This window comes from Bacillus sp. FJAT-27225 (genome assembly GCF_001685025.1).
Lineage (GTDB): Bacteria > Bacillota > Bacilli > Bacillales > Cytobacillaceae > Bacillus_D.
This window is the reverse complement of record NZ_MAYU01000025.1, coordinates 38,913-63,499: the sequence shown is the minus strand read 5'-3', so window position 1 is coordinate 63,499 and position 24,587 is coordinate 38,913. Positions and strand designations below refer to the sequence as shown.

Sequence of the window (24,587 nt, the reverse complement as noted above, 5' to 3'; positions counted from 1 at the left end):
TTCACGATTTTACAAATACTGTTTTGATTGACGTGAAAAATTCCTTTGCGGCTTCTCCTTGTTCCCTCGAGTGGGAGCTTGATTGCTTCATGCCTCCGAAGGGAGCCTGGAGTTCAACTCCTGCACTTTCTGCATTAATGCGAATGAGTCCAGCATCCATATCTTCAATAAAGGAAAGGATGTTTTTAATATTACTTGTAAAAATTGAGGCGCTCAAACCGAAATCCACGTCATTTGCAATTTGAATGGCCTCATTTATGTTATTTACTTTAATGAGTGCAATCACTGGTCCAAATATTTCTTCCTGGGCGATGGACATTTCTGAAGTGACATTTTCAAATATTGTAGGTTCGAGGTAAAACCCTTTATCAAAAGGTTTCCCATCAAGTTTATTTCCTCCAGCGATCAATCTCGCACCCTCTGAATGTCCTTTTTCGATATAAGAGAGTACAGTTTTATATTGGCTTTCACTCGCACATGGCCCCATCCATGTATTCTCTTCAAGTCCATTTCCAATCGTTATCTCTTTTACTTTCTCCAATAACTTTTCTTTAAAAGATTCATAGACTGAACTTTCAACTATGACGCGGCTTGTTGCGGTGCACTTTTGACCGGTGGATCGGAATGCTCCACTTATCGTGCCATCTACTGCAAGGTCAAGATCGGCATCAGCTGCAACAATAACAGGGTTTTTCCCGCCCATTTCCAGTTGGTACTTGGCACCTCGTTCCAATGCTGAACGAGCAATCCGTTTCCCTACACCATTCGATCCAGTAAATGTAATGCCGTTTACTTTCGGGTGATCCGCGATACCTTGGCCAATCACACTTCCAGGGCCGGTCACCATGTTTACCACACCTGGAGGGAAACCAGCCTCTTGTAAACATTCTATGATTTTCGCACATGTGACCCCTGTTTCTGTTGCCGGTTTGATCACGACTGTATTCCCGTAAACAAGGGCTGGAGCCATCTTCCATATCGGAATGGCGATTGGAAAATTCCATGGCGTAATAACACCAACAACTCCAAGGGGAACACGGGTCGTAAACATCAGGGCGGAGCTATCGGTTGAAGGAATGACATCACCAACTTTACGCATCCCTTCCCCTGCGTAGTACCTTAAAATGGCAATCCCCCTTGCTGTCTCTCCTTTTGTTTCAGCGAAAGTTTTTCCCATTTCACGGCTTGCTGTTTCGGCAATCTCATTGATTCTCTTTTCAATAATTTGGGCAGCTTTATATAGATAGTCTCCTCTCTCCGACCCTGAGAGCTTTCGCCATCCATCCTTTGCTTTACTGGCTGATTCAATTGCCCTATTTAAATCCTCTGCTGTGGATTTTTGCACATAACCGACAATATCATCCGTGTTGGCTGGATTAACGCTTTTTTCTACTTCATTTGAAATGGAAGCAACCCATTCCCCATTGTAAAAATTGTGATATGTTTTTACTTCAACCGAGGTCGTCATAGTATCCCCCTCCTTAAAAAATTGGTCTTGCAGCTTCCTTTTTAGGAAAACGTTCCATCGCATTTTTCAAAATTGTTTCCATCTCTGTATAATGTTGTTTTTCTACTGGAAGAATTGGCAGCCTTACTGATTTTCCCACCTTCAATCCCATAATTTCCATTCCTGCCTTAATAAGTGACACAGCATACCCTTTCCGCTTACGGCGAATGTTATTAATCGGAAGTATTACTTGCTGGTATATGTCTGTTACTGTTTCCATATCTCCGTCATACAGACTATTGTAAAATTTCCTTGAAATATGGGGAATATAATTCGATATTGCCGAAGAGTAAGAATCAAACCCAAGCGGAAGATATGCGGGCATGGTTACTTCAGCAAGAGGCATTCCGTTCAGCCATCCAAAACGGTTTCCAAATGTTTGGGTAAGCATAACATTTAACTCCATATCACCCAATCCATCTTTCACGCCAACCACTTGAGGCACTTCAGCCAGTACTTCCAATCCCTTGACTGATAGACTGACATTGTCACGCTGATATACGATGGCATTAAGATTTGTGCTTTCTGCTATGGATTTAAAATAGGCGGCTATCCCATCTTTTTCTCCAGTAACAAGATACGGAGGCAAGATAAGATATCCGTCAGCCCCTTTATCTGCCGAAATTTGAGAATATTTAAGTGCTGTTTTGATATTTCCGCCAACCCCTGTATAAACCGGAAGCCTTCCTTTGACTGTCGATACGGCAACCTCAACAGATGCAACATACTCAGATTCGCTTAATGAAGGGTATTCTGCTGCAGCACAAGCAACGAATATGGCTTCCACGCCTTCATTCATCAGATTTTCGATATTCTGAGAAAGAGCCTGTTCATCCAGCCTATCATTCTCTGTAAAATGAGACACAGGAAACCCTAATATTCCCTTAGGCGCAACTCTCGCTTTAGACATGATAATTCCTCCAATGCTAAAAGTTCTATTAACGAACAAGACAAGGTTTTTTATTGTTAAAAGTCCAATTTGGGATTAAATATTTCATGGCAATTGAATCATCTCTAGCGCCAAGGCCATATTCTTTGTACAAACGATGGGCCTGTTCCACTCTTTCCATATCTATTTCGATACCAAGTCCAGGCTTATCCGGTACTTTCACTTCTCCATTGACAATTTTCAGCGGATCCTTGGTTAAACGCTGGCCATCCTGCCAGATCCAATGAGTATCTATTGCGGTAATTTCACCAGGTGCTGCAGCAGCAACATGAGTAAACATTGCTAGTGATATATCAAAATGGTTATTGGAGTGTGATCCCCAAGTTAAGCCCCATTCATGGCACATTTGTGCAACTCTGACTGAACCAGCCATTGTCCAGAAATGAGGGTCAGCAAGCGGGATATCAACAGAATGCAATTGAATTACATGTCCCATTTCCCGCCAGTCCGTCGCAATCATATTAGTTGCAGTTGGCAGGCCAGTTGCCCTTCGGAATTCAGCCATAACCTCCCTTGAGGAATAGCCATTTTCCGCTCCGCATGGATCTTCCGCGTAAGCAAGGACATCTTTCATGTTGCGGCATAAACGAATTGCTTCTTCAAGGGACCAAGCACCATTAGGATCCAGCGTGATACGCGCTTCGGGGAACCTTTTTGCCAGTGCGGTAACGGCCTCGATTTCTTCTTCTCCTCTTAACACCCCCCCTTTTAGCTTGAAGTCCTGGAAACCATACTTTTCCCTTGCCGCCTCCGCAAGCCTTACGATAGAATCCGCTGTCAAAGCAGGTTCATTACGCAGACGGAACCAATCATCCTTTGCGTCAGCTTCGCTTTTGTATTGAAGATTCGTTTGTTTCCTATCACCAATATAAAAAAGATAGCCAAGCATCTTGACGGAATCCCTCTGCTGGCCTTCCCCTAAAAGTACAGCTGCTGGGACATTAAGGTATTTCCCAAGAAGGTCAAGCATGGCCGATTCAACGGCTGTTACGGCATGGATAGTGACGCGAAGGTCAAATGTCTGAAGACCCCGGCCGCCAGCATCAAGGCTGGCGAAGCGGTCTTTTATTTCACTTAGAATATTTCGGTATAATCCTATTGGGCGCCCTATAATGAGGTCTTTTGCCTGTTCTATTGTCTCCCGGATCCCTTCTCCGCCTGGAACTTCACCAACACCTGTGTTTCCTGAATTGTCTTTAATGATCAAAATATTTCGCGTAAAAAACGGCCCGTGTGCTCCGCTAAGGTTTAGGAGCATGCTATCTGAACCCGCAACCGGTATGACCGTAACATCTCTTACGATTGGTGTTTTGAAATCACCGATCTCTCCCATATGTACCCTCCTTGGTTTAAAGTTGGGGGGCCAGCATCCCCCATTTTGCAAGTAGGCCCTCAAGTTCTTTTTTGTCTTCATTACATAGACTGTTAACAGGTTCCCTTGTAGGTCCTGCCTTAAAGCCAATCAGCTCTAAAGCTTCCTTTATAACCACAACATTGTTTCCATTATTGTTTTTTGCTCTTAAGTCCTCGAATAAGAGCACTTCTTCCCAAACTTTCCAGGTTGTCTCATTGTCTTCTTCACGAAGCGCTTGTAACAGTTCAAAGGACTTTTCAGGAAAAATATTTACAAGCCCCGATGTAAAGCCTTTGGCGCCGGCGTGATAGAAATAAGGGGCCCATTTCTCAGCTGTCCCGCATATCCAGGCAATGTCATGGATTGCCGATACCTCACGATATGTCTTTGTGAATCTAGGAAGGTCATTAATCGCGTACTTGACTCCAATGAATTTCTCAAGTGAAGCAAGCTCGTATAAAACACGGTCGCTGACATGGGGGTCTTTAAAATAGATAACTGAAGGGATATCAAGTGCATTAATGATTTCCTTGAAATAGGAAACCGTTCCATCCGTAGTCACATATGGGTGAACAGGCTGATGGATCATTACGCAATCAGCCCCGGCATCCTGTGCGGCAAGACCAAGTTCAACCGCCTGGGGAACAGAGTAACCAATTCCAGCCATTACAATTGCACGCTTATCAACAATCTCAACAACCCTTTTTGTCACTTGTTTTGCTTCCTCGATTGAAAGGGCATAAAATTCTCCAGTGTTGCCGGAAGGAACAATTACTTTGAGTCCCTTTTCTATTAAAAACTCAATATTTTTTTCCAGACTGACCCAATCAATTTCCTTTGAATCCTTTTGAAAGGGAGTGATGTTAATAGCCGTAATTGTTTCAAGGTTTTTACGCAAATAGCTGAAATCCATAAAAATTATCCTCCAATGTTTAAATATTTCATGACATGTGCTGCCGTTCTCATAATATGGTCTTTCATTCTCTTTTCAGCTAATTCACTATCCTTGTCTCTGATTGCTTCAAAGATTTTTCGATGTTCGGCGAAACCTTCTTCCACTTCCATTTCAAGCGAAAGAGCCTTTTTCCGAAACATATTGTCATAGTTTACAATGACAGATAACATTTGCTTGATGACAGGATTTTCCGCACCTTGTTGGATCATCTGATGAAATTTTGTATTTTCGAGAGATAACCGTTCGGTATCTTTTGATTTAACGAGATGTTCCATCCTGTTTATTTGCTCTTCCAAATCTCTTAATCCCTTTTCATCAAGTTTATCTGTGCATAATCTGGCTGCTAAACTTTCGAGGGAGGCCCTAACCATTAACATTTCTGCAATTGATGTTTCGACCATATGGGAAACATACGCCCCTTTACGAGGGTATGTTTCCACCAATCCTTCATGGCTTAGGATTCGGAGCGCTTCCTTGATCGGTGTCGTGCTGATTCCCATCGCCTCTGCGAGCTGCCTCTCTTTCAAATGTTCACCCGGCTTTATTTTGCCGGTTATAATGGATTCACGAAGAGATTCTAAAACGATGTCCCTGAGCGACTTGATTTCTGTTGAATAGATTGATAATGATGAGAATTGTTCATTTTTTTCTTCCATAGGATTTAATTTTGACTATGTCCCCAAATAGTCAGCCTTAAATTTCAACTCCTTCCTTTCGCGCTAATGACGTGTATTGATTAAAAGAATCAATAATAAGGGAGCTCACCGTTATACCTATATAGTCCGCTCCCCATCTGGAACGATTTTGTGCTCCCAGGCCATTTTTGGTATGAACCCCAATTTTCACGTTATATCTGGCTGCCGTTTTCTTTATTTCATCAACTGCTTTCAATACTTCAGGATGATCGATACTGCCCCCATATCCCAAAGAAACCGAGAGATCAGTTGGGCCAACATAGACAAGGTCGATCCCAGGAGTTTGGAGGATTTCATTCAAATTTTGCATTGCTTTCTCACTCTCGATATGGACACATACCAATGTTTCCTCGTTTGCCTTTTCAAGGTACTCCTCGATCGGCAAAGTTCCATATTTTGCTGCCCTCATGGAGAATGCGGCTCCTCTTTTCCCAATCGGGGGATATTTTACAGCTTCAATTATTCGTTCCGCCTGTTCCTTTGTTTCCACCTGAGGAACATGAACACCATGAGCTCCTCTGTCTAGTACCTTTAATATTTCGCCGGGTTCACTCGAAACTGTCCTAACAAGGGGGGTTATTCCTGCATTTTCCGCAGCGATTACCATATGTTCTATATTTTCATAGGATAAGTTCCCGTGTTCGCAGTCAATGACAACGACATCGAAGTGATTATAGGCGGCCATTTCAACTACATGAATAGAAGGAAAACCAACAAACAAACTTAGATGACTTTTTTTATCTCCATTTGCCAAATTAGCCTTCAGCCTATTTTTGAACATCTTCATTCCCCATTTCCCTGTTAGTTCTGAACCTTTTCCTTATTCATGAAATCGGATATCTCCACCCCATATTTCTTTCCGGTGTGAATTAATTCATCAAAAATTTCCTGTGGGAGAAGGATTCCATCCTCCAATTGTTGTTTTTTCTTCAAATATTCAATTTCTCCAGGCATAAAAACCCGATCAAACCCTTTCATCGGCTTTGTTCCGGTTGTTTCAGCCACTTTTTCTTTCATTCTTTCATCAAAGGCTGAACGATTTATAAAACCTTCTACATTAATAGCGCCAAAGAAATGGCCAATAAGCTGTGGCTCCGGGTCGTCGTACATACGGGGAACACCCTTTCCGAAATTGGCACCTGTCATTACACCGCAAAGAATGTCGATTATAATGGCGAGACCCGATCCCTTCGGCCCCATTGGCAGCATGTACCCCTTAAGGGCCTTTTCGGGATCTGTCGTATGCTCCCCATCTTTTGTGATTGCCCAGCCTTCGGGTATTTTCTGGTTTTTCTTTTTTGCCTGTATGATTTTTCCTCTAGCAACATTGCTTGTTGCCATATCAAGTACAATAGGAAAGCCTGCTGGTCCAGGTATAGCGATTGATATTGGGTTTGTTCCAAGAGAAGGTTCCATTCCTCCAAAAGGAACCATGGTAGCGGAAGTATTCGTCATAGCAATTCCTACAAAACCTTTTTCAGCAGCCATTTTCGTAAAGTATGCCGCTGTACCGTTATGGTTGGACCCGCAGACACCAACAAACCCGGTTCCATACTGTTCTGCCATTTCGATTGCTTTATTCATCGCTTTGACCGACACAACCTGTCCCCAGCCATTATTTGCGTTAAATAGAGCAGTTGTTGGAGTATTGCTTTTAATCTCAATCTCGGTGCTTCTTTCTATCAATCCGGATTCCATTCGGTTTATGTAATCCGTTATTCTGGAAACTCCATGTGAAGGAACGCCACTTAAGTCAGCATCGATTAACGTTTCCATCACAATCTCAGCTTCGTCTTTTGGTATGCATTTTGATAATAAGGAAACTCCATATCGATTCAGTACATTGACCGAAATCTTCTTTCCGCTCATTGTTTAACACCTTCTATTGCATCCATGTTGACACAGGATGCTGGTTTTTCCCCGCTTAAAACCTGAATAATGGATCTTGCGGCTCCAGTAGCCATGTTAATTAATGATTCCTTTGTGTGTGCAGCCATATGAGGCGTAACGATGATGTTTTCCAATTCGAAAAGCGGATGATTCCCTGGGGGTTCCTCTTCAAAAACATCCAGCGCTGCTCCTGCAATGATGTTATTTTTTAGAGCCTTATGTAAAGCAGCTTCATCTACTAGCCCTCCCCGTGCGCAATTTACCAGATAGGCTGTAGACTTAAATTTTGAAAGTTTTTCTTCATTAATCATATGATGCAAGTCCGGGGAGTAGGGCAAATGAAGGGAAACAAAGTCAGACTCAGCCAACAATTCATCCAAGGAATCGGCTACTTCTACATAGTTAAATTCTTCTGTTTTCTTAATATAAGGGTCAAAAACTTTTACATGCATGCCCAATCCATGGTGGCACTTATGCGCAACGAGTCTGCCAATATTGCCGAACCCTATTAAACCCAGAACTTTATTGGATAATTCCGTTCCTGTATACGTATGCCTAACTTCAAACCGTCCATTCCTGAGAGCTTTATCGGCTCTATTGATTTGGTGTGCCAATGAAAGCATGAGACCAACCACATGCTCGGCAACGGCATTTGAATTTGAAGTAGGTACATTGCAGACCGGGATATTCCTGGCAGTTGCTGCCTCAATATTGATATTATCAGTCCCTACCCCGTGCCTAGCGATTACTTTTAACGAAGAAGCAGCATCTAACGTCTTTTTCGTGATATTTGTTGTCCTTACAAGGATTGCATCGCAATCACCTACAACGTTCGATAAAGCTTCCTCTGAAGGACCATCGGGAACAACTATTTCATACCCGGCATCTTTAAGAACCTCAATTCCTTCCTCGGCTATTTCCTGAACGATCAATACTTTTGGTTTATTCATTCGAATTTCCCCTCTACATTTCTACATCAGAAACAAGGATATCTCTCTTACTTTTCACCATACTTATTATGCTAAAGGTTAAAATTAACAGCGCAAGGATGATTAAAAAACCTGAAATTGGCCTTGAAATAAAAATCATTAGAGAGCCATCTGACATAGCCAAAGACTGTAATAAGGATGATTCAATCTGGTTGCCTAGGACAAATGTTAAAACAACAGCGGCAATAGGAATATCCAGCTTTTTCATTAAATATCCCAGTATACCGAAAACAATCATTACACCCACGTCCCATAGACTGTTGTTTACACTGTAACAGCCTAATACCGATATGATCAGAATAATTGGAAACAAGAGCTTGTAAGGTACAGTCGCTATTTTCGCCCATATATTTGCCAACGGAAGATTCATGATGAGCAATAAAATGTTTCCAATAAACATACTAGCTATTACTCCCCAAACAAAGGAAGGATTACTTTGAAACAACACAGGACCTGGTGTTAATCCATGGAGGATAAAAGCTCCCAATATGACTGCAACTGTTGGAGAACTCGGAAGCCCGAGTGTAAACAATGGGATCAACGCCGCTCCGCTATAGGCATTGTTGGCTGTTTCCGGTCCGGCCACTCCTTCAATGGCTCCCTTGCCAAACCTTGAGGGATCCTTTGCCAACTTTTTCTCCATCGAGTAGGACATGATGGAGGCGATAACAGCGTTTGTACCAGGAATTAGTCCCAATAAAAATCCAAGTCCTGTCCCTCTTCCAATTGCCTTCATAGTTGGACGGACCTCTTTTTGGGAAGGAAACATCCCTTTTACTGCATGAGGCTTTTCTTCCTTTAATTTATTCTCGACATTCATCAGGATTTCTGATATCCCAAATAGGCCCATTGCAATCGCGACAAAATCCAGGCCGTTCAATAAATCCAATTGCCCAAATGTAAATCGAGTCGTTCCCGAGACAGGATCCATACCGATTAATGATAAAATCAAACCGAAGACAGCGGCGATGATCCCTCTGATTAAGGATTTTCCCATCAACCCAACTACCATCAATAATCCCAGCATCATTAAGGCAAAGAATTCAGGCGGCCCAAACCTTAGGGCGAGTTTCGCGAGTGGAGGACCTATAAAAGCCAGCCCCAGTACAGCTATTGTTCCTCCTACGAATGACCCTATGGCAGACACTCCAAGCGCTACACCCGCCCTTCCCTGTTTGGCCATCTGATAACCATCAAGAGCTGTGATGACAGAAGCGGCTTCTCCGGGAGTGTTGATCAAGACAGCAGTTATGGTACCTCCGTACATAGCTCCGTAATATATTCCTGCAAGCATGATAATGGCTGACATGGGATCCATCCCGAATGTAAGCGGAATCAACATTGCAGTCCCGGCTGTCGGCCCAAGTCCTGGCATTACACCCACGAGCATGCCAATCGTGACTCCCAGAAGACAGAAAAAGATATTCCAGCCTGACAAGGCCAATGAAAATCCTTCAAACAGCATTGACAATGACTCCAATTTTCTCCCCCCTTTACCATCCAAACAAATTAACCGGAAGTGGAATGCTTAACAAGGTACCAAACACCCAAGAAAGCAGGAGAGAGATTCCAAGTGCGATTCCCAGGCCTACATACCACTTATACGCTTTCGCGAGAAGGATGTAGAGAAATAGTGTGCTTGCGATAGTAAAACCGATAAAATTAATAGTTAGAAGCAAAAGAACCAATGATCCCAATATAATCAATACGTTCATTAATCCTTGTCCCGTCGGAAGTATTTCCTTGAATGAAACTTTATGACGCAGTGACTCTACTATATAAAGGACGCCCATTATCATAATAAGAATACTCAGCCACAAAGGAAGGAGGCCCGGACCTGGACCATTTTCACTATAGTAGTCAAACTCAAGAGCTTGAATGAGGAAGATTGCTCCGAATACTATTACCGCGACACCTGCCCATAAGGCAGCATTTTGCTTTGCCATGACACACCCCCTTTTTAAAGCGCTTACAAATTACAGAATTATTTTTTCAAACCGATTTGTTCTGCAACATCATTAGTAATTTTGTTACTTTCCTTTATATTTTTTGCAAATTCTGCAGATCCCGCAAATGCTGGCTCTAGCCCGATTTTTTTGAACTTTTCTTTTAACTCCGGGTCCTCTAATCCCTTTTTAAAGGCTTCCTGAAGGATTTCAATAACTTCCTTAGGTGTACCCTTTGGTGCTACAACACCTGACCATGTATCCAAGCCAACATACCCTTGGTCTTTAAGGAAAGCGGCATCTTTATATTCAGAGAGTTCTGTTGTGCCCATATTTGCAAGGACTCTCAAGGCTCCTGAATCAGTATGTTGTTTTGCTTCCTGGGTTAAAATGACTGCTCCGTCGACGTGGCCTCCCAATAAAGCAGTGATTCCTGGTGCCGCTCCATCAAATGGGACATGTTTTGTTTGGATTTTTTCCTTAATATTTAAAGCTTCCATTGCCAAGTGCTGCGTATTGCCTGCACCAGCTGTAGAATAAGAAAATTTACCGGGATTTTTCTTTACGTATTCCAACCACTCTTCATACGTTTCCCATGGGGCATCAGCTTTGACAACCAACAGGTTTTGTGCTGAATTAAATTGTGCAATCGGTATAAAACCGTCACTCTGATATGGTGTTTTTCCATAGTTTGGCTGAATTGCAAGGTTGCCTGTTGTTACTGAACCCAATTTATAACCATCTGGTTTTGCCTTCATAATTTCAGCTAATGCAATAGTACCGCTGCCTCCTGGTTTATTTACCGCAACAATGCTTTGTCCATTAGGCATATGCTTATTTGCGGCTTCGATTACATGCCTGGCGACCACATCAGTACCACCGCCGGCTGAATATCCAATTATTAACTCAATTGATTTCTTCGGAAAGTCAGTACCATTTTTTTTAGCTGAGCTTTCTCCACTTGAACAGGCAGCTATTACTAGACTCATAGAAACAAGACAACACAATCCCAATAGTTTTTTAAGCGCTTTCATAAAAGCCTCCTTTAATATTTTTGTGCTTTAATACTAAATTAAAACAGTGAAGAGTTTTTCCTTTCTAAGTAAAAATCCCCCCATTCAATTTCTAAAATATGATATCTGATATATCAGATATCATATTTTAGATTATATTTTAAACTATCATTTTGGTCAATTATTTTTTAGAAAATTTAAAATCATCTAACTTCCGGTAAAATTCACAAACTATTTCTCCCACTTTTGTATACTAATTTAGTTTGCAAAAATTTTAAACTATAATTATGTATTGATAAACTCTGTCACGAAAATAAAAACGTGAATACTAAACAAAACCACGCTATAAATTCACATGTCACTCTCTTCTAATTTCTTCACAAGACGGTACCCAATGTTCCACAATTGCCGATAAGGAAAGGGCACTTGAATAGGAGCTGGGGTAAAGCCCCCCTACTCCTTTTCTCATTTGCCATTGGATTCCCTGTTAACTGTTTGATTGGAATCTATATTCCTTCTCTATTCCATCCGCAAATACAATCTCTACTTCAATCTCTTTTACATTTTCCGGTATATCAAACACCTTCGATACCTGCTCGAGAACCTCCTCATCAGAAGTATGTTGATCAAAAAATAAAGTTTAAATTTATCATGTAATTCTTTCATTGCATCATTGCCAGCAAGTTCAACATTCTTCTCTTTGTCGACATAGGAAGCTTCTGTACTATCTTTTTCTTTTTCATAACTTATCAATCGCATCAAACGTTTTTTGGGTGTCCACTTCCAACTCGAATGAGGCGAAGGATAATCTATTTTTTAACAATTTGTTTCTCATTTGGGTCTGTCGCCTGTTTTCCGCAAGGGTATTTTCTGGTGGAGGATTCACCTCTCCAGCATTATTACATCATGCCAGGACTGAAGCAGACATAGCAAATAAACAGTGCTATTGCCTTTGTGACGTTCATTTAATCGGCTCCTTTTCCCACTATAATTTCTTCTCTTTTATAAGCATTTATCAGTTAAGGAGAATCCCAAACCTATAATTACAATCATCATGGCATGGCCTTTCAAAATAATGTGCACCTTTGCTGACCTACAAATTCATCTTTTGGATGGTACTTCGAACTCTTCTTTTATACCTTGGGTTCATATCTTACTTGATATGTTTTCCCTGGTCTATTATTTATACATACGGGGAATGTTATAGATAAATCTACTTATCATTGAGCATTAAATTTGAAAGTACATATACAAGTGCATATAATATCAGTAGATTCAGAAAATTCGTTCAGGAGTGAGATGAAAATGGAAATTCGTATTGAATACTGTACTGCTTGAGGCAACTTACCAAAAGCCGTCGGTCTGGCGGATGAATTGTTAAATGAATTTAAAAATAATGCTAATAAGTTGGAATTGATCCCAAGTACTGGAGGCGTGTTCGAGGTTTCGGTGGACGGCCAGAACATTTTCTCTAAAAAGGAAACAGGCCGTTTCCCTGAAAAGGGCGAAGTGCTGAACATAGTAAAAGAAAAGGACCAATAATACACTTAGACATATAAGGACAGCAGCGTCAATAAGCTGCTGTCCTTTCTGCTTTAGTTTATAGCCTTTTTTAACCAAAGAAGAACCTGATCAATCTCATCCTTGGTCGTATGCCTCCCCAAACTGAAGCGGATTGCCCCCATTCCGACCTGTTCCGGAACAGCCATCTCTTTTAAAACCGGAGATAATTCGATGCTGCCGGCATGGCAGGCAGAGCCGGTCGAGGCGGCTAGCTGAGGAATTTTATCAAGCAAGTCCTGCCCAATTCTTTTCACAAAACTTACATTCAATGTATTTGGCAGCCGCTCTTCCGGATGCCCGTTTAATTGAACCAGGTCCCCAAACTGTTTCTTTAACCTGTCCCAAAAGTACTCCGTCAGTTCCTTAAGTTCTCTGCTACCAACATAGCTTCCAGCAATTTTACACGCTGTCCCTAGTCCGACTGCCAACAAGGTGTTTTCAGTCCCAGCCCGCAGCCCCGATTCATGGCCAGCCCCGTGTATCAATGGCTCCAGCTCGATTCCTTTTCTTATATACAACGCGCCGATTCCTTTCGGTGCATAAAGTTTATGGCCTGCAATTGTCAGCATATCGATTTTTAAGTCGTTCACATTGACCGGTACTTTACCGACTGACTGAGAGGCATCCGTATGAAAGGCAATCCCATTTCTTTCTGCTAAATTCCCAATTTCTTGAATCGGCTGTAAGGTGCCGGTTTCATTGTTGGAATGCATGACCGAGATTAAAATCGTATCTTTTGTAATGGCTTTTTCAATTTCCTCCGGTGACACTCTCCCGTATTGATCTACACCTACATAAGTAACCTTCGCCCCTATTCTCTCAAGGAATTTACATGGATTGATCACAGCGGGATGTTCAATTTTGGACGTAATAATATGGCTACCTTTGCCCTTATTTTTAAAAAAGAAGCCCTTTAGCGCCAGGTTATTAGCCTCACTTCCCCCGCTCGTAAAAGTAATTTCCTCAGAGGAACAGCCAAGTAAGCTAGCAACCTGTTCTCTAGCTTTCTGTAATAACCCCTTTACCGGTGCCCCAGCCCAATGAAGTGCGGATGGATTTCCATAAAAATCTTGCAGCAGTGGAATCATTGTGTTAATTACCTCTGGTGCCAAAGGTGTACTGGCATTGTAGTCTAAATAAATGTGATCCATATTTCGCTTCTCCCTTTCCAATATAACACTATAATAAGAAATTGAATTCCCTAGAACAAAAGCATCCGTTTTTTCATATACCTTCTCTTCTAAAAATGTTAATAGAATTTTAAACAATTGTAATCTGATATACCAATAGTTGAAATGTAATTATGCGATAATGGCTACTTCAAGTTTAAAAAATGGTAACTTCTTCAGTTTCCGATTCCCCCTATCCGTAACTGAAGAGAGGGCCATTTTTTAACTTGATTCATTGGGAGAATTATTTTTCAACTCGGGTGGTGCACATATGGCAGGAAAAAAGACAAGAAAAAGAAGAAAGATAAAATGGATGAGAGTAGCTGCCGCCCTCCTTCTATTAAGTGTCTTTTTGGTTGGCCTTTTGACGATCATTCAGTATATAGAAGGAACGATAAAAAAGGTTAATCAACCATTTAAAAAAGCTGAAGCAACTCATTCTTTTCAAGGGGAGAAAAGTAAAACAGATGCAGTAAATGTCCTTATACTGGGAAGTGACTCCAGGGGAGAAAAACAATCAAGAACCGATACTATAATGGTAGGACACTATAATCCCAAAACTCAAGACATAAAACTTATTTCCCTCATGCGGGATATGTACGTATCCATACCTGGACATGGAAAGCATAAGTTAAATGCTGCTTATACATACGGAGGACCTGAATTATTAAGGGAGACCATTCAATTAAATTTTGGCCTGGATATTCATCATTATGCGATTGCCAACTTTGAAGGCTTCGAAAAAGCTGTCGACCTTCTCGCGCCCGATGGAATTGGAGTAGATATTCCATATGAGATGCCCATTGGTAACGGAATGGTGTTAGAGAAAGGGAATCAACAACTTCATGGCAAAGAACTGTTAGGATATGTTCGTTTCCGTCAAGATCGCCTAAGTGACTTCGGCCGGGTACAAAGACAGCAAGAAGTCATCACAAAATTAAAGGATGAAGCCGTTAGTATACATAGTGTCGCAAAGCTTCCCGATCTCTTAGGACTTTTAGGTACATACATCGATACCGATATTGATACCGCCACACTTTTGACGATAGGAAAAGACGTTCTGACAAATGAAAGTGGAGAAATGAAAACACTGCGAATTCCCGAAGATGGCAGCTTTACAAATGTACGCCATGAAGAAATTGGGGAAGTGCTGGAAGTGGATTTAGAACAAAATAAAAAGGCTCTTAATAAGTTTTTAGGAAGTGAAAATAAGTAAGCCTTGATTATACACCCGAGACCCGTAGCCATAATCTTTCTTATTGATTATGTTAAATTAGACTGTTTATTCTCAATCTAGGCACTTACTCTTCTGCGGCAGCATCACTGGATACATCAAAAAGGTAGCAAATTTGCTCACCTGAAATATTATCTTGCTTTTTAAAAAAATCCATGATTAATACTAATCCTTCTTCTTGGTACAAGGAGTTCGCATGCCTTCTAAGTATTTTTAAGCAATGATACGCATAGTAAAACAACACAAGTTTTTAAGTTTTTGTAAGTGTTTTATATCAAATAAAATTAAGCAAATTATTTTAAAGCACTCATTTTAAATATTGAAAGGTAAAAGAATAGGATTTTACTTGAAAAGGGCTTAAAATTGTTACGGATTTGTATCCCCGCTACCCTATTTACGGGAAGAAAACAAAAAGTATAGTGGTTCGTCTCTATAGCTTCTGGTGTACGTATACTGAATAATTTACACAAAAACCAGTGGACTCTTTAGAATCTGAAAATAAAAAAGCCTCAAACCCTTGGTCTTGATTAGGTTTGAGGCTTTAGATTTTTTTGTATAAAATACTGTGGCTGGAATGTGTGTGAATCGACCCCACCTGACCTGGAACCCAGATTACAAACGGTTGTGAACTTTGTTAACTCCTGTTTTTTAGTACCTTGATGTACCCGGAAGAATGATAAATCAAGGAAGCAACAGAACCATTTAAATACTGTGCCTCTATAAAAAAATTTGTGATATACCTATCAACACTTCTTTTCGAAGAGACAATATATCTTTTTTTATTAACTACAACAGCCCCATATATTACTGGCCGAAAGTTGCTTCCATTCGAGCAATTGGATCGTCCTTAATCGAATCATCCCATCTCAATATTTGTCCAACTTTCTCCAATTCTTCTGATAGAATTTTGTAATCAATATTTTGAACAGAAATATCGTTTTGAATTGCAATCATAGCCGCCACGGCAGTAGACTGTCCTATTATCATAAAAACTGGCTCCATTCGGATACTTCCGAACGCTATATGGGAACTAGAAACAGCTACTGGCACTAATAAATTTGAGCACTCTTCTGCCTTAGGACGGATGGAACGGTAAGAAATCGGAAACGGTGAAACGGCAATTTCAACATCCCCCTCGTTAACAACACGACCATCTATGACAAATCTGCGACAATTATGCGAGTCCATATGATATGAAGCAAGCCCAATTGAATCCTCTGCAACTCTTTGCTTCAAACAATTTCTGTCAATCATGACATAATCCGAAATCATCCGTCTAGCTTCTCGTATATACAATTGTGGCGGCCAATGTCCCGTCTCAACAAACTCATCCTTTGCTAAACCAAATTGTGAAACTTCCTCCCTTATTTTAGCTGGAACTCTTTTATCATTGGATAAAAAATAGAGCAATCCCATATTATATTCCAAGTGGTCTTGATATATTTTTTCTCTTGTTTCATAATCCCCATCGGGCCATTCATAATTCTTACCAATGTAATCAGTTGAAAAAGCACCAAAATTATTCAAATCCCATTTGTTGTTTGGTAAAGGGGTATTTAATTTCATAGCATCCCAATGTCCAGTTAGGATATATCGAAGTAGCAATTGATATTTCTCTGGATCATAGTTATTAGGCTTCGGGAATTCAACCTTTTTTTCCTTATCTTTTGTCAAGCATATTCGGAAATTGTAAGCTTGTATTGTATTGTCTTCTTTGCCATTGTATCCAAGATCAGCTAGATTAATATCATCAATCCCATATAACAATCCACTTTCCGGAATTCCTTCCACCTTATAAGGATCAATCCATGTTTCAAATTTGTGGTGCTGTTCTTTAAATTGGATACCATTATAAATTTCATGATATTTCGAATTGGATTCTCTTCCCACAGCATAGGAAACTCCTGTTTTTGCCATTAAATCTCCTTCATAAGAAGAATCAATAAATACTTTTCCTATAAAAGAATTGCCATTCTCCATTATAATTTCTGAGATGGCTCCATTTTCCGTTATTACGCTCTCTAAATGTTGTTCTTTATATATTTCAAGACCATATTCCGAAATCCAATTTTGAATGATACTTCTTGCAACTTTTGGCTCGAATTTAAATTCTTTAGGTTTACCATAGAATGAACTGACCTCTTTATAAAATTCCATAGCCAAGCCACCTACTGCGTATTCTGAACCGAGGTCGGTCGCTGATAATCCAGAAGTAGTCATACCTCCTATATGATTACCAAATTCAGTTATAGCCACTGATAGACCGTATCTTCTTAATTGAACAGCAGCAGTAATCCCACCTACAGTTGCTCCATAAATGATTACATCCCGTTCTATTTTTTTTGGATTATCGAGTTTTTCTGATTTCCGATAGTAATATAATTGTTCAAGTGACACTCTCTACACCCTTTTCTAGAAATCCCATGATTTTTACATTTAATCAATGGCTTCTTTAAAATCCTTTGGCACTTTTCAATCGTTCTAACATTCTCTCTTTAAAACTATTACTCCCATCATGATATTCCGCTTTCTAAAATCATTCAGTATTATAAACTGTATAGGTAGACAGAACCCATTCTACCGCCGGAACCAATTGCTAAAATCGTATCAGATTCGTTTAAAGCTATACTTGTCAGATTCGGGCTATTGAAGCAACCATATTGATAGTTGTCAGTTGCAACTGTTCCTAACCATCTTAATCCTTTTTCATTGCTATATTCAAAAACGATTGAGAAACCATCGATGTCGCCAGCAACTCCATAAACTTTTTTACCATCTTTGGTAACCGTCAAATCGTGAACTGGGCCATTAGAACAAGCAGGTCCGAGAGCGTACACGTTTCTTCCATCCCGTATAGCTAACATGCCGTCTTTAGTAGCGATAAAATGCCTCTCTCCATTGATGGGAATCATTTTATCTACAACCGCCTGATACTGACGACCAGGATAATATGGTAATTCCAATTTCAGATTGGCTGGTGGTTCCACTTCTATTTGGCCAATTTGGTTTTTCTGTACTATTTTTCCACTTTCATCAAGAATGTGTTGATAGAATGATTTTTCACCGGTGTAGATTTCCAAATTCCCGCTATTCCAAACCAACTTTTTGACTCCTGAATCGAAAACCTCCTCATCAGAAAAATCTTTCCACAAAGCAACTGGAATAACTGATTTTGCAGTGAATGTAAATGGATTGGTGTCCCATACTATCCTTGTATTTCGAATGCTTTCACCGTGTTCTTCATAGAGTTTATTATCTTGATAGACAAAAGGATCTTGTGTGACAGGACCAAGTTCATAAGCTTTTTCTTTATATACAGGTAAGTCTACAGCAATGACATCTGGTGCATCATTTCCATGATTTGTTGAAACTATATAAAGGATCTGTTTCCCTTTATCAATAAATAAGCTACAAGAAGATGTTGTTACACGACTCTCAGTACCAGCAAGCCCTAAGAATTCGGGAGCTTTTCCTTTCAGAATATCCCAACACATTAAAGAACTCCCCAGCTTGAAATCTTCTCCCTGATCTTGTCTCAACCCACAAACAATATAGTATAGTACTCCATTTGCATCGAAATCCATCGCCCCAATATAATCATTGTTTTCAATACCCTTTATATAAAATTCTGGTTGCTTGTAACGGCCAATCACCTCAAAATGATCGGTTTTAGGATCATAAGCAGAGAGTTCATCATGGAACATGCCCGACATATATAATCTGCCATCTGGTCCGTTTACCCCATAAGTCATGTACGAGCGATTCCGACGATATTTATCACTACTATTAGGTAAAGTATGTCTAAGATTTTCAACCTGTTGTGTTTCGACATTAACTCGCATTAACACTCCGTTTCGTGAAGTAAAGTAGATATTTCCATCGCTGCCCACAATTAGGCGATAACTTGCTTTTTCTACTACCTGCCCATAGTCAGTTACCTGTCTGTCATCCAGATCGATTCGATAAAGATGCCCTTTCAGATACCCTAATGCGTAGTAAGCATTCTTCACTGCATCATAAGTACCACCATAGAGTGTTTCTCGGTGAACTGGAATTCCATAATTTTCTGCTTTTTCGGTCACAGGATCGTAGAGAATCAGTGAACTTCCTGGATAGCCTTCCCAAGGATGATTATAATAGGCATTTGGCATCCAGGCAGGATGGTTAGGTGACTTGTCTGTGGTATGAGTCAACATAATTAATCGTCCATCGCCTAGTTGGGCAAGACTAGTATGAATCTTGCTGTCACGGATAACACGCTCGTTAGAAAAAATAAGTTCTTTCGTATAAAATAGTTCTTCTACTTTATTTTTTTGATAGTCATATTTGGCCAGTTTCGCATATTCACTTGTAGTTAGTTCCGAACAAAGGCTTAGATAGAGTTCACCTTCTGAAGTCAATAAGGCATCCCAACTCGCGTTATGGACGGAAGGGCTTGGCAATACACACTGCTTAACTCCTCTCTGATTCATCACTCGATAGCTTTCATGATCACTCATGTCCAACAAATACTCTTTGGTAACAGCTTTATCTTGATTCACCATGTAATATCCTCCTTGTCTTATAGACACTCTGCGTTTGCCAAATCCGACGGGGGGAATTGAATTTCCTCGTCCCTATCAACTCTTGAAACATCCCTAGTAACAATCTTTACCTGTTCTCCCCTTTATGTTGACATCACTTTATACTTCCTGCTGTCATTCCTTCAATGAATTTTTTCTGCGCAAAGAAGAAGATGAGTAACAACGGGATAGTAGCTAGCGTTGTTGCACTCATTAAATGATGCCACGCAGTACCTGTTTCGTCTGTAAATAGAGAAAGTCCGACAGGTAGGGTCATTAGCTCTCTTGAACTTGTAAAGATAAGAGGATATAAAAATTCATCCCAGTTGGATAAGAAAGTAAAAATCGTCAGCGTTGATACAGCCGGAATCGAAAGCGGTAACATGATTCTCCAAAAAATTCGAATCCTTGAGCAACCGTCCATGATGGCTGCTTCCTCTAGTTCCTTTGGAATGACTAAGAAAAATTGTCGCATTAAAAATACTCCAAAAGCTCCTGGAGCACCAAAAACAGGAAGTAAAACCAATGGCCAATGGGTATTAATTAATTCGAGGTCTCTCATAAATAAAAACAATGGAATAATAGTAACTTCCGGCGGAATCATCATGACACTTAAAAACAAAATAAAAATGACATTTCTACCTGGAAATTTTATTCTTGCAAAAGCATATCCGGCCATTGAAGCAAACAAAATGACAAGCAAGGTAACAATTACACCAATATAAATACTATTCCAATATTGTTTCAAAAAAACAGTATTTGATAATACATCCGAATAATTCTCCCATCTGATTGGATCAGGTAAAAATTGAGTAAAGATTCTTGTTGGTTCCTTTAAAGACGTAGAAATCATCCACAACAAAGGACCAATCATGACTAATGATATGAGGGATAGAATGATATATTTACTGATTAGATTCGTTTTACTCCTCAAAGAAAACCCACCTCTTCCTAACGACCCAAGATAAAATTGTGAATGCTAAGAGAATGAAAAAAAGAACAAATGCAATTGCGGATGAATACCCCATGTCATATTGTTTAAAGGCAGTTTCCCAGATATAGTAAACAATAACTTTTGTACTATCGACAGGGCCGCCACGGGTCATCACATAAATTTGTCCGAAAACCTTCATCGCACCTATTGTCGTAATGATCATTGTTAAAAAGATGGTTGGTGTGATCAATGGCAAGGTGATACGAGTAAACTTTTTAAAAGGAGATGCACCATCAAGCTCAGCTGCTTCAAATAACTCACTAGGTACCTGCTGCATCGCGACTAGGAATAATACCATGTTTAAGCCTACATTTTTAATGACACTAATGAAGATAACAGAAGGTAAAGCAGTACTCGTATCTAAAAGCCAAGATGGCCCTTGTATTCCAAATAGATCCAAAAACTGGTTAATAAAACCTAATTCAGGAGCAAGCAAATACTTCCAGACAATGGCCCATACGACCATTGATGTGACGACTGGTACAAAAATGGCAGTTCTAAAAAGACCGATACCTACAAACTTATTTTTTAATAATGAGGCTAATAGCATGGCTAGGATGATATTTAGTGGAACTAATCCAAAACTAAATAAAAACGTACTTTTAAAGGATTTAATAAAAGTTGGGTCTTTAACTATATTTTTGTAGTTTTCTAACCCAATAAAAGCATGCTCCCCTAACAATGGCCAATCATTTAAGCTCATAAAAAAGGCATATACTAAAGGACCAAACATAAATACAAAAAAACCAATAAACATCGGCGATATAAAGAACCACCCTGCCAAATTATCACGCCATTTTGCATTCAATCCATTTTGTCTTGTTATCAATTGAGGATGAACGTCTTTCTTTTTTGCTTCTACTTTAATCATTTTATCTCACCTTTACATCCCCGCTTTTACTTTCGATTTTTCGTAAAGAGGGAAATGGATTCGTAAATCGATGTTGGTGTATATCCAGTTGTGGCAACGCCCATCATGACAGCGTTGATCCCAATTTCTTTAAGCACTTTCAAATCCTCTAGAATAAGCCTTTTTTGTGATGGGACAATTAAAGGAAGTGTTGTACAATCCCTTATCGCTTTATATATAACTAAATCTTTGAGATTCAAAGCTCGGCCGTAGTCATCTTTTTTTACAATTGACAGCTCAATTGCATCAATAGGAAAGGAATTAAGTGCTTTTACCATTTCTAGTGTAAATTCCTCATTAATAGCAACGGTGTGCTGCAAATCTGTTTGGAGTAATGTTTTCGATCCAATATGCGTTGGATATAACGAATAGTAGCTAAATCCTATTTCTTTTAATTTTTGCGCATCTGAATGGACTACTTTTTCGATAGTACCGCCTAAAACAATACCCATTGGACCTGAAAATTCCTCTCTGATCTCCTTAAAAACATCTACATAGTGTTCAATCCCTTTAAAATGATTTCCACTAGCACGATGTGTAACATTAATATGGAATTTAAGAGCATCCGCTCCTGCACGCACAGCTGCACGTGCAAGATCAACTCGGTTTTCAGGAAGACTCACAATAATTGACATATTTTCACTAGATAGTAACTCTTTAAAGGATGTATGCATTTAATAGCTCCTTTTAAGAATAAAAGGAACGGAATAAACAACCGCTCCTTTTATTCTAAAACTCTATTATTGATCTAGTATTGGTTGAATATTGCTTTCCATTTGTTTTAGTATTTCTTCAGGTTTGGCCATTTGCGAAAATAGCATATCAAAGCCCTTCGTAATTTCACTTTCAATCTTCGTCCAATCCTTGTGTAATGGGTAAAAGTAGCCATTATTCATTGTGTCAATCATTGCAATTTGAATAGACTCTTTTGGTGGATTATTAGGAACATTAATAAATGCATCCGATTCTAGTACGCTCTTTCTAGGAGGTACGAAGAAAGTTGACTGAGCTTGAATACCTTCTTGACTTTCAATAAATTTCAATAATTCTTTTGCTTCTTTTGGATGTTTACTACCTTGGAAAGCAACGATACCAGCTTGACCAAGTAATGGTTTACTGCCATTTGGTCCTGATGGCATTGGTGCAATATCCCATTTAAAATCTGTTATAGGCCGTACATTTGCCATATAACTATACATCCCCGTAAACATTGCAACCTTTCCACTTTCAAAGTTAGTATTCTCTCCTGGTGGTACATGTGATTTATCTTCAAAAAGCATGCGATTTAACAATTCAAATGTTTCGATTCCTTGTTCGGAATTCCAAGTAAATTCCTTCATATCGTCAGAAAACATTGAGCCGCCATAGGAGAAGGTATGAGAAGGAATTGCTGAAAAGTTCGCCCAGTCCACATAAAACCTTGCACCATAATTACGATCTGCGCCTTTTCCTTTAGAGATCTCTTTGGCAGTTTCCTCAAATTTTTCCCATGTCCATTGATTTTTCTTTGCCAATTCTAAAGGAGTCTCTAGTCCCGCTTCTTCAAACATTGTTTTGTTGAAGTACATAATCATAGGTGGAGTAGAAAAAGGTAAACCATATAATTTCCCGTCCTTTTTCCATAACTCTAATGTGGAAGGGGTAAAATCCTCCATATTGAAATCTGCATCTTTTTCAAAGTCTGAAATATCAGATAGGATCTTATTTTCCATAAATTGAGGAACCATTTGTTCTGAAACCCAACCAACATCCGGCAATTCATTTCCTGCTGCCAAGACTGACATTTTTTGTTGATAATCCGGGAAAGGAATGCTTTCGATTTTCACTTTAATATGCGGGTTTTTCTCATAAAATCCTTTTAATAAATTGTTGTACATTTCAGCATGTTGTTCATTTCCCCAAATAGTAAACGTTAAGTCAACCTGCTCCTTTTTCCCTATGTCACCGTCATCATCAGGACTATTACTACTTTGTTTCTCATTACTACATGCTGCTAACAGCAAGATGCCAAGGGCAACAATTATTAATAAGTATTTCTTCATCTTACTCCCCCTTTCTTACAATTAAAAATACCATTTATGAAAGCGCTTTAAAATTACTGAATATTAAGAATTGGTTTGTAATCTTAAGATTTTATATTTTTCGGAAACGTTGTGGAGTTGTACCTACCACTTTTTTAAAGACAGTCGCAAAATTCTTTGAATGTGCATATCCGACTAATTGGGAAATATCAATAATTTTCAAGTTTGTTTTTATCAGTAATTCTTTTGACTTCTCAATTCGTCGTTGAGTTATGTATTCAGATAGACGAATTTTAGTTTCTTGACTGAATAATTGACTTATATAATTGGGATGAAGATTAAGGGTTTGAGAGATGAATTGTAGAGTTAGATCAGCATTTAGATTTTTTTCAATTAAATCTTTAATCTGCCGTATATATGCGGATTCACCGACTTGAATAGACATTTGATTCTCTTTATTCGAATGATCAATGCTAAGAAGAATATTAGCAAGGTCACTTCTAGAGATTGGTTTTAATAAATAATCCTTCACTCCTAGTTTTAGCGCATCTCTCACATAGATAAAATCATCATAGCCGCTTAACACAATAATTGGGGTTAAAGGGAACTTCTCTTTTGAACAGCGGATAAAGTCAATGCCATTCATATTCGGCATCCTGATATCTGTTATGATGATGTCAGGAACTTCTATATTTAATATTTCAAGGGCTTCGGAACCATTTGATGCTTCCCATAAAACGTTGTAACCAGTGATTACTTCTTCTAATAATTTCTTTATCCCTTTTCTGATTGTCTTTTCGTCATCAACTACTAGAACATTAGTAATAATCGTCACC

General features: G+C 39.4%; 21 protein-coding genes and 1 pseudogene. 2 read left to right on the top strand and 20 right to left on the bottom strand.

The annotated features are described in order from the left end of the window. Position 1: 1 nt before the first annotated feature. The 12 genes and pseudogenes from gucD to A8F94_RS26695 all read right to left on the bottom strand — a co-directional run. Entirely contained in the window at positions 2–1,468 is a 1,467-nt protein-coding gene (gene gucD / locus A8F94_RS22865; protein WP_066206249.1) for an alpha-ketoglutaric semialdehyde dehydrogenase GucD, read from the bottom strand. 13 nt (positions 1,469–1,481) lie between these two features. Next, on the bottom strand, positions 1,482–2,417 hold the full coding sequence (gene kdgD, locus A8F94_RS22860) for a 5-dehydro-4-deoxyglucarate dehydratase (RefSeq protein WP_066206246.1): 936 nt from the start codon (positions 2,415–2,417) through the stop codon (positions 1,482–1,484). 28 nt (positions 2,418–2,445) lie between these two features. Beyond that, positions 2,446–3,789 (bottom strand): glucarate dehydratase, encoded by a 1,344-nt coding sequence (gene gudD, locus A8F94_RS22855; protein ID WP_066206243.1) that lies wholly within the window; start codon positions 3,787–3,789, stop codon positions 2,446–2,448. Positions 3,790–3,805: 16 nt separating this feature from the next. Further along, positions 3,806–4,723, bottom strand: a complete 918-nt coding sequence (locus tag A8F94_RS22850) for a dihydrodipicolinate synthase family protein (protein ID WP_066206240.1) — start codon at positions 4,721–4,723, stop codon at positions 3,806–3,808. Between the two features lie 5 nt (positions 4,724–4,728). Next, positions 4,729–5,421, bottom strand: coding sequence for a GntR family transcriptional regulator (locus A8F94_RS22845; protein WP_066206235.1), 693 nt, complete (start codon positions 5,419–5,421; stop codon positions 4,729–4,731). 37 nt (positions 5,422–5,458) lie between these two features. Further along, positions 5,459–6,241 carry an HpcH/HpaI aldolase family protein gene (locus A8F94_RS22840; RefSeq protein WP_066206232.1) on the bottom strand — a complete coding sequence of 261 codons (783 nt, stop codon included), beginning with the start codon at positions 6,239–6,241 and terminating at the stop codon, positions 5,459–5,461. 20 nt (positions 6,242–6,261) lie between these two features. After that, the gene (locus A8F94_RS22835; RefSeq protein WP_066206230.1) at positions 6,262–7,329 is read right to left on the bottom strand and encodes an Ldh family oxidoreductase; all 1,068 of its coding nucleotides are present in this window, start codon (positions 7,327–7,329) and stop codon (positions 6,262–6,264) included. Beyond that, on the bottom strand, positions 7,326–8,300 hold the full coding sequence (locus tag A8F94_RS22830; RefSeq protein ID WP_066206227.1) for a hydroxyacid dehydrogenase: 975 nt from the start codon (positions 8,298–8,300) through the stop codon (positions 7,326–7,328). Before A8F94_RS22830 ends, A8F94_RS22835 begins: the two co-directional genes overlap by 4 nt. Before the next feature lie 13 nt (positions 8,301–8,313). After that, complete coding sequence (locus tag A8F94_RS22825; protein WP_254660932.1) at positions 8,314–9,819, bottom strand: tripartite tricarboxylate transporter permease; 1,506 nt, start codon at positions 9,817–9,819, stop codon at positions 8,314–8,316. Positions 9,820–9,832: 13 nt separating this feature from the next. Continuing rightward, the gene (locus tag A8F94_RS22820) at positions 9,833–10,285 is read right to left on the bottom strand and encodes a tripartite tricarboxylate transporter TctB family protein (protein ID WP_066206224.1); all 453 of its coding nucleotides are present in this window, start codon (positions 10,283–10,285) and stop codon (positions 9,833–9,835) included. Between the two features lie 38 nt (positions 10,286–10,323). Further along, the gene (locus A8F94_RS22815; protein WP_066206219.1) at positions 10,324–11,319 is read right to left on the bottom strand and encodes a Bug family tripartite tricarboxylate transporter substrate binding protein; all 996 of its coding nucleotides are present in this window, start codon (positions 11,317–11,319) and stop codon (positions 10,324–10,326) included. A gap of 466 nt (positions 11,320–11,785) precedes the next feature. Next, positions 11,786–11,923 (bottom strand): annotated as a pseudogene (locus A8F94_RS26695) (hypothetical protein); the annotation flags it as partial. A gap of 680 nt (positions 11,924–12,603) precedes the next feature. On the opposite strand from A8F94_RS26695, the gene A8F94_RS22810 reads away from it, so the two are divergent. Continuing rightward, positions 12,604–12,840: a SelT/SelW/SelH family (seleno)protein gene (locus A8F94_RS22810; RefSeq protein WP_302621326.1), complete on the top strand. Its 237-nt coding sequence runs from the start codon at positions 12,604–12,606 to the stop codon at positions 12,838–12,840. A gap of 53 nt (positions 12,841–12,893) precedes the next feature. Here A8F94_RS22810 and A8F94_RS22805 read toward each other — a convergent pair whose 3' ends face one another. Further along, a complete protein-coding gene (locus A8F94_RS22805; protein WP_066206213.1) occupies positions 12,894–14,012 on the bottom strand; it encodes a cysteine desulfurase family protein in 1,119 nt (372 codons plus the stop codon). 289 nt (positions 14,013–14,301) lie between these two features. Here A8F94_RS22805 and A8F94_RS22800 point away from each other — a divergent pair, with 289 nt between their 5' ends. Further along, entirely contained in the window at positions 14,302–15,246 is a 945-nt protein-coding gene (locus A8F94_RS22800) for an LCP family protein (RefSeq protein ID WP_066206211.1), read from the top strand. 822 nt (positions 15,247–16,068) lie between these two features. On the opposite strand, the gene A8F94_RS22795 is transcribed toward A8F94_RS22800, so the two are convergent. From A8F94_RS22795 to A8F94_RS22765, 7 genes are all read right to left on the bottom strand, one after another. Then, positions 16,069–17,661 (bottom strand): FAD-dependent oxidoreductase, encoded by a 1,593-nt coding sequence (locus tag A8F94_RS22795; RefSeq protein ID WP_066206208.1) that lies wholly within the window; start codon positions 17,659–17,661, stop codon positions 16,069–16,071. Positions 17,662–17,810: 149 nt separating this feature from the next. Then, positions 17,811–19,808, bottom strand: a complete 1,998-nt coding sequence (locus tag A8F94_RS22790) for a hypothetical protein (protein WP_066206205.1) — start codon at positions 19,806–19,808, stop codon at positions 17,811–17,813. A gap of 133 nt (positions 19,809–19,941) precedes the next feature. Beyond that, positions 19,942–20,760 (bottom strand): carbohydrate ABC transporter permease, encoded by an 819-nt coding sequence (locus A8F94_RS22785; RefSeq protein ID WP_066206203.1) that lies wholly within the window; start codon positions 20,758–20,760, stop codon positions 19,942–19,944. Then, the gene (locus A8F94_RS22780) at positions 20,750–21,691 is read right to left on the bottom strand and encodes a carbohydrate ABC transporter permease (protein ID WP_077247875.1); all 942 of its coding nucleotides are present in this window, start codon (positions 21,689–21,691) and stop codon (positions 20,750–20,752) included. Before A8F94_RS22780 ends, A8F94_RS22785 begins: the two co-directional genes overlap by 11 nt. A 26-nt stretch (positions 21,692–21,717) precedes the next feature. Continuing rightward, positions 21,718–22,404, bottom strand: a complete 687-nt coding sequence (locus tag A8F94_RS22775) for a hypothetical protein (RefSeq protein ID WP_066206200.1) — start codon at positions 22,402–22,404, stop codon at positions 21,718–21,720. A gap of 66 nt (positions 22,405–22,470) precedes the next feature. Beyond that, the gene (locus A8F94_RS22770; protein WP_066206198.1) at positions 22,471–23,772 is read right to left on the bottom strand and encodes an ABC transporter substrate-binding protein; all 1,302 of its coding nucleotides are present in this window, start codon (positions 23,770–23,772) and stop codon (positions 22,471–22,473) included. A 91-nt stretch (positions 23,773–23,863) separates the two neighbouring features. Continuing rightward, positions 23,864–24,586, bottom strand: a complete 723-nt coding sequence (locus A8F94_RS22765) for a response regulator transcription factor (protein ID WP_077247874.1) — start codon at positions 24,584–24,586, stop codon at positions 23,864–23,866. Between the last annotated feature and the right edge of the window lies 1 nt (position 24,587).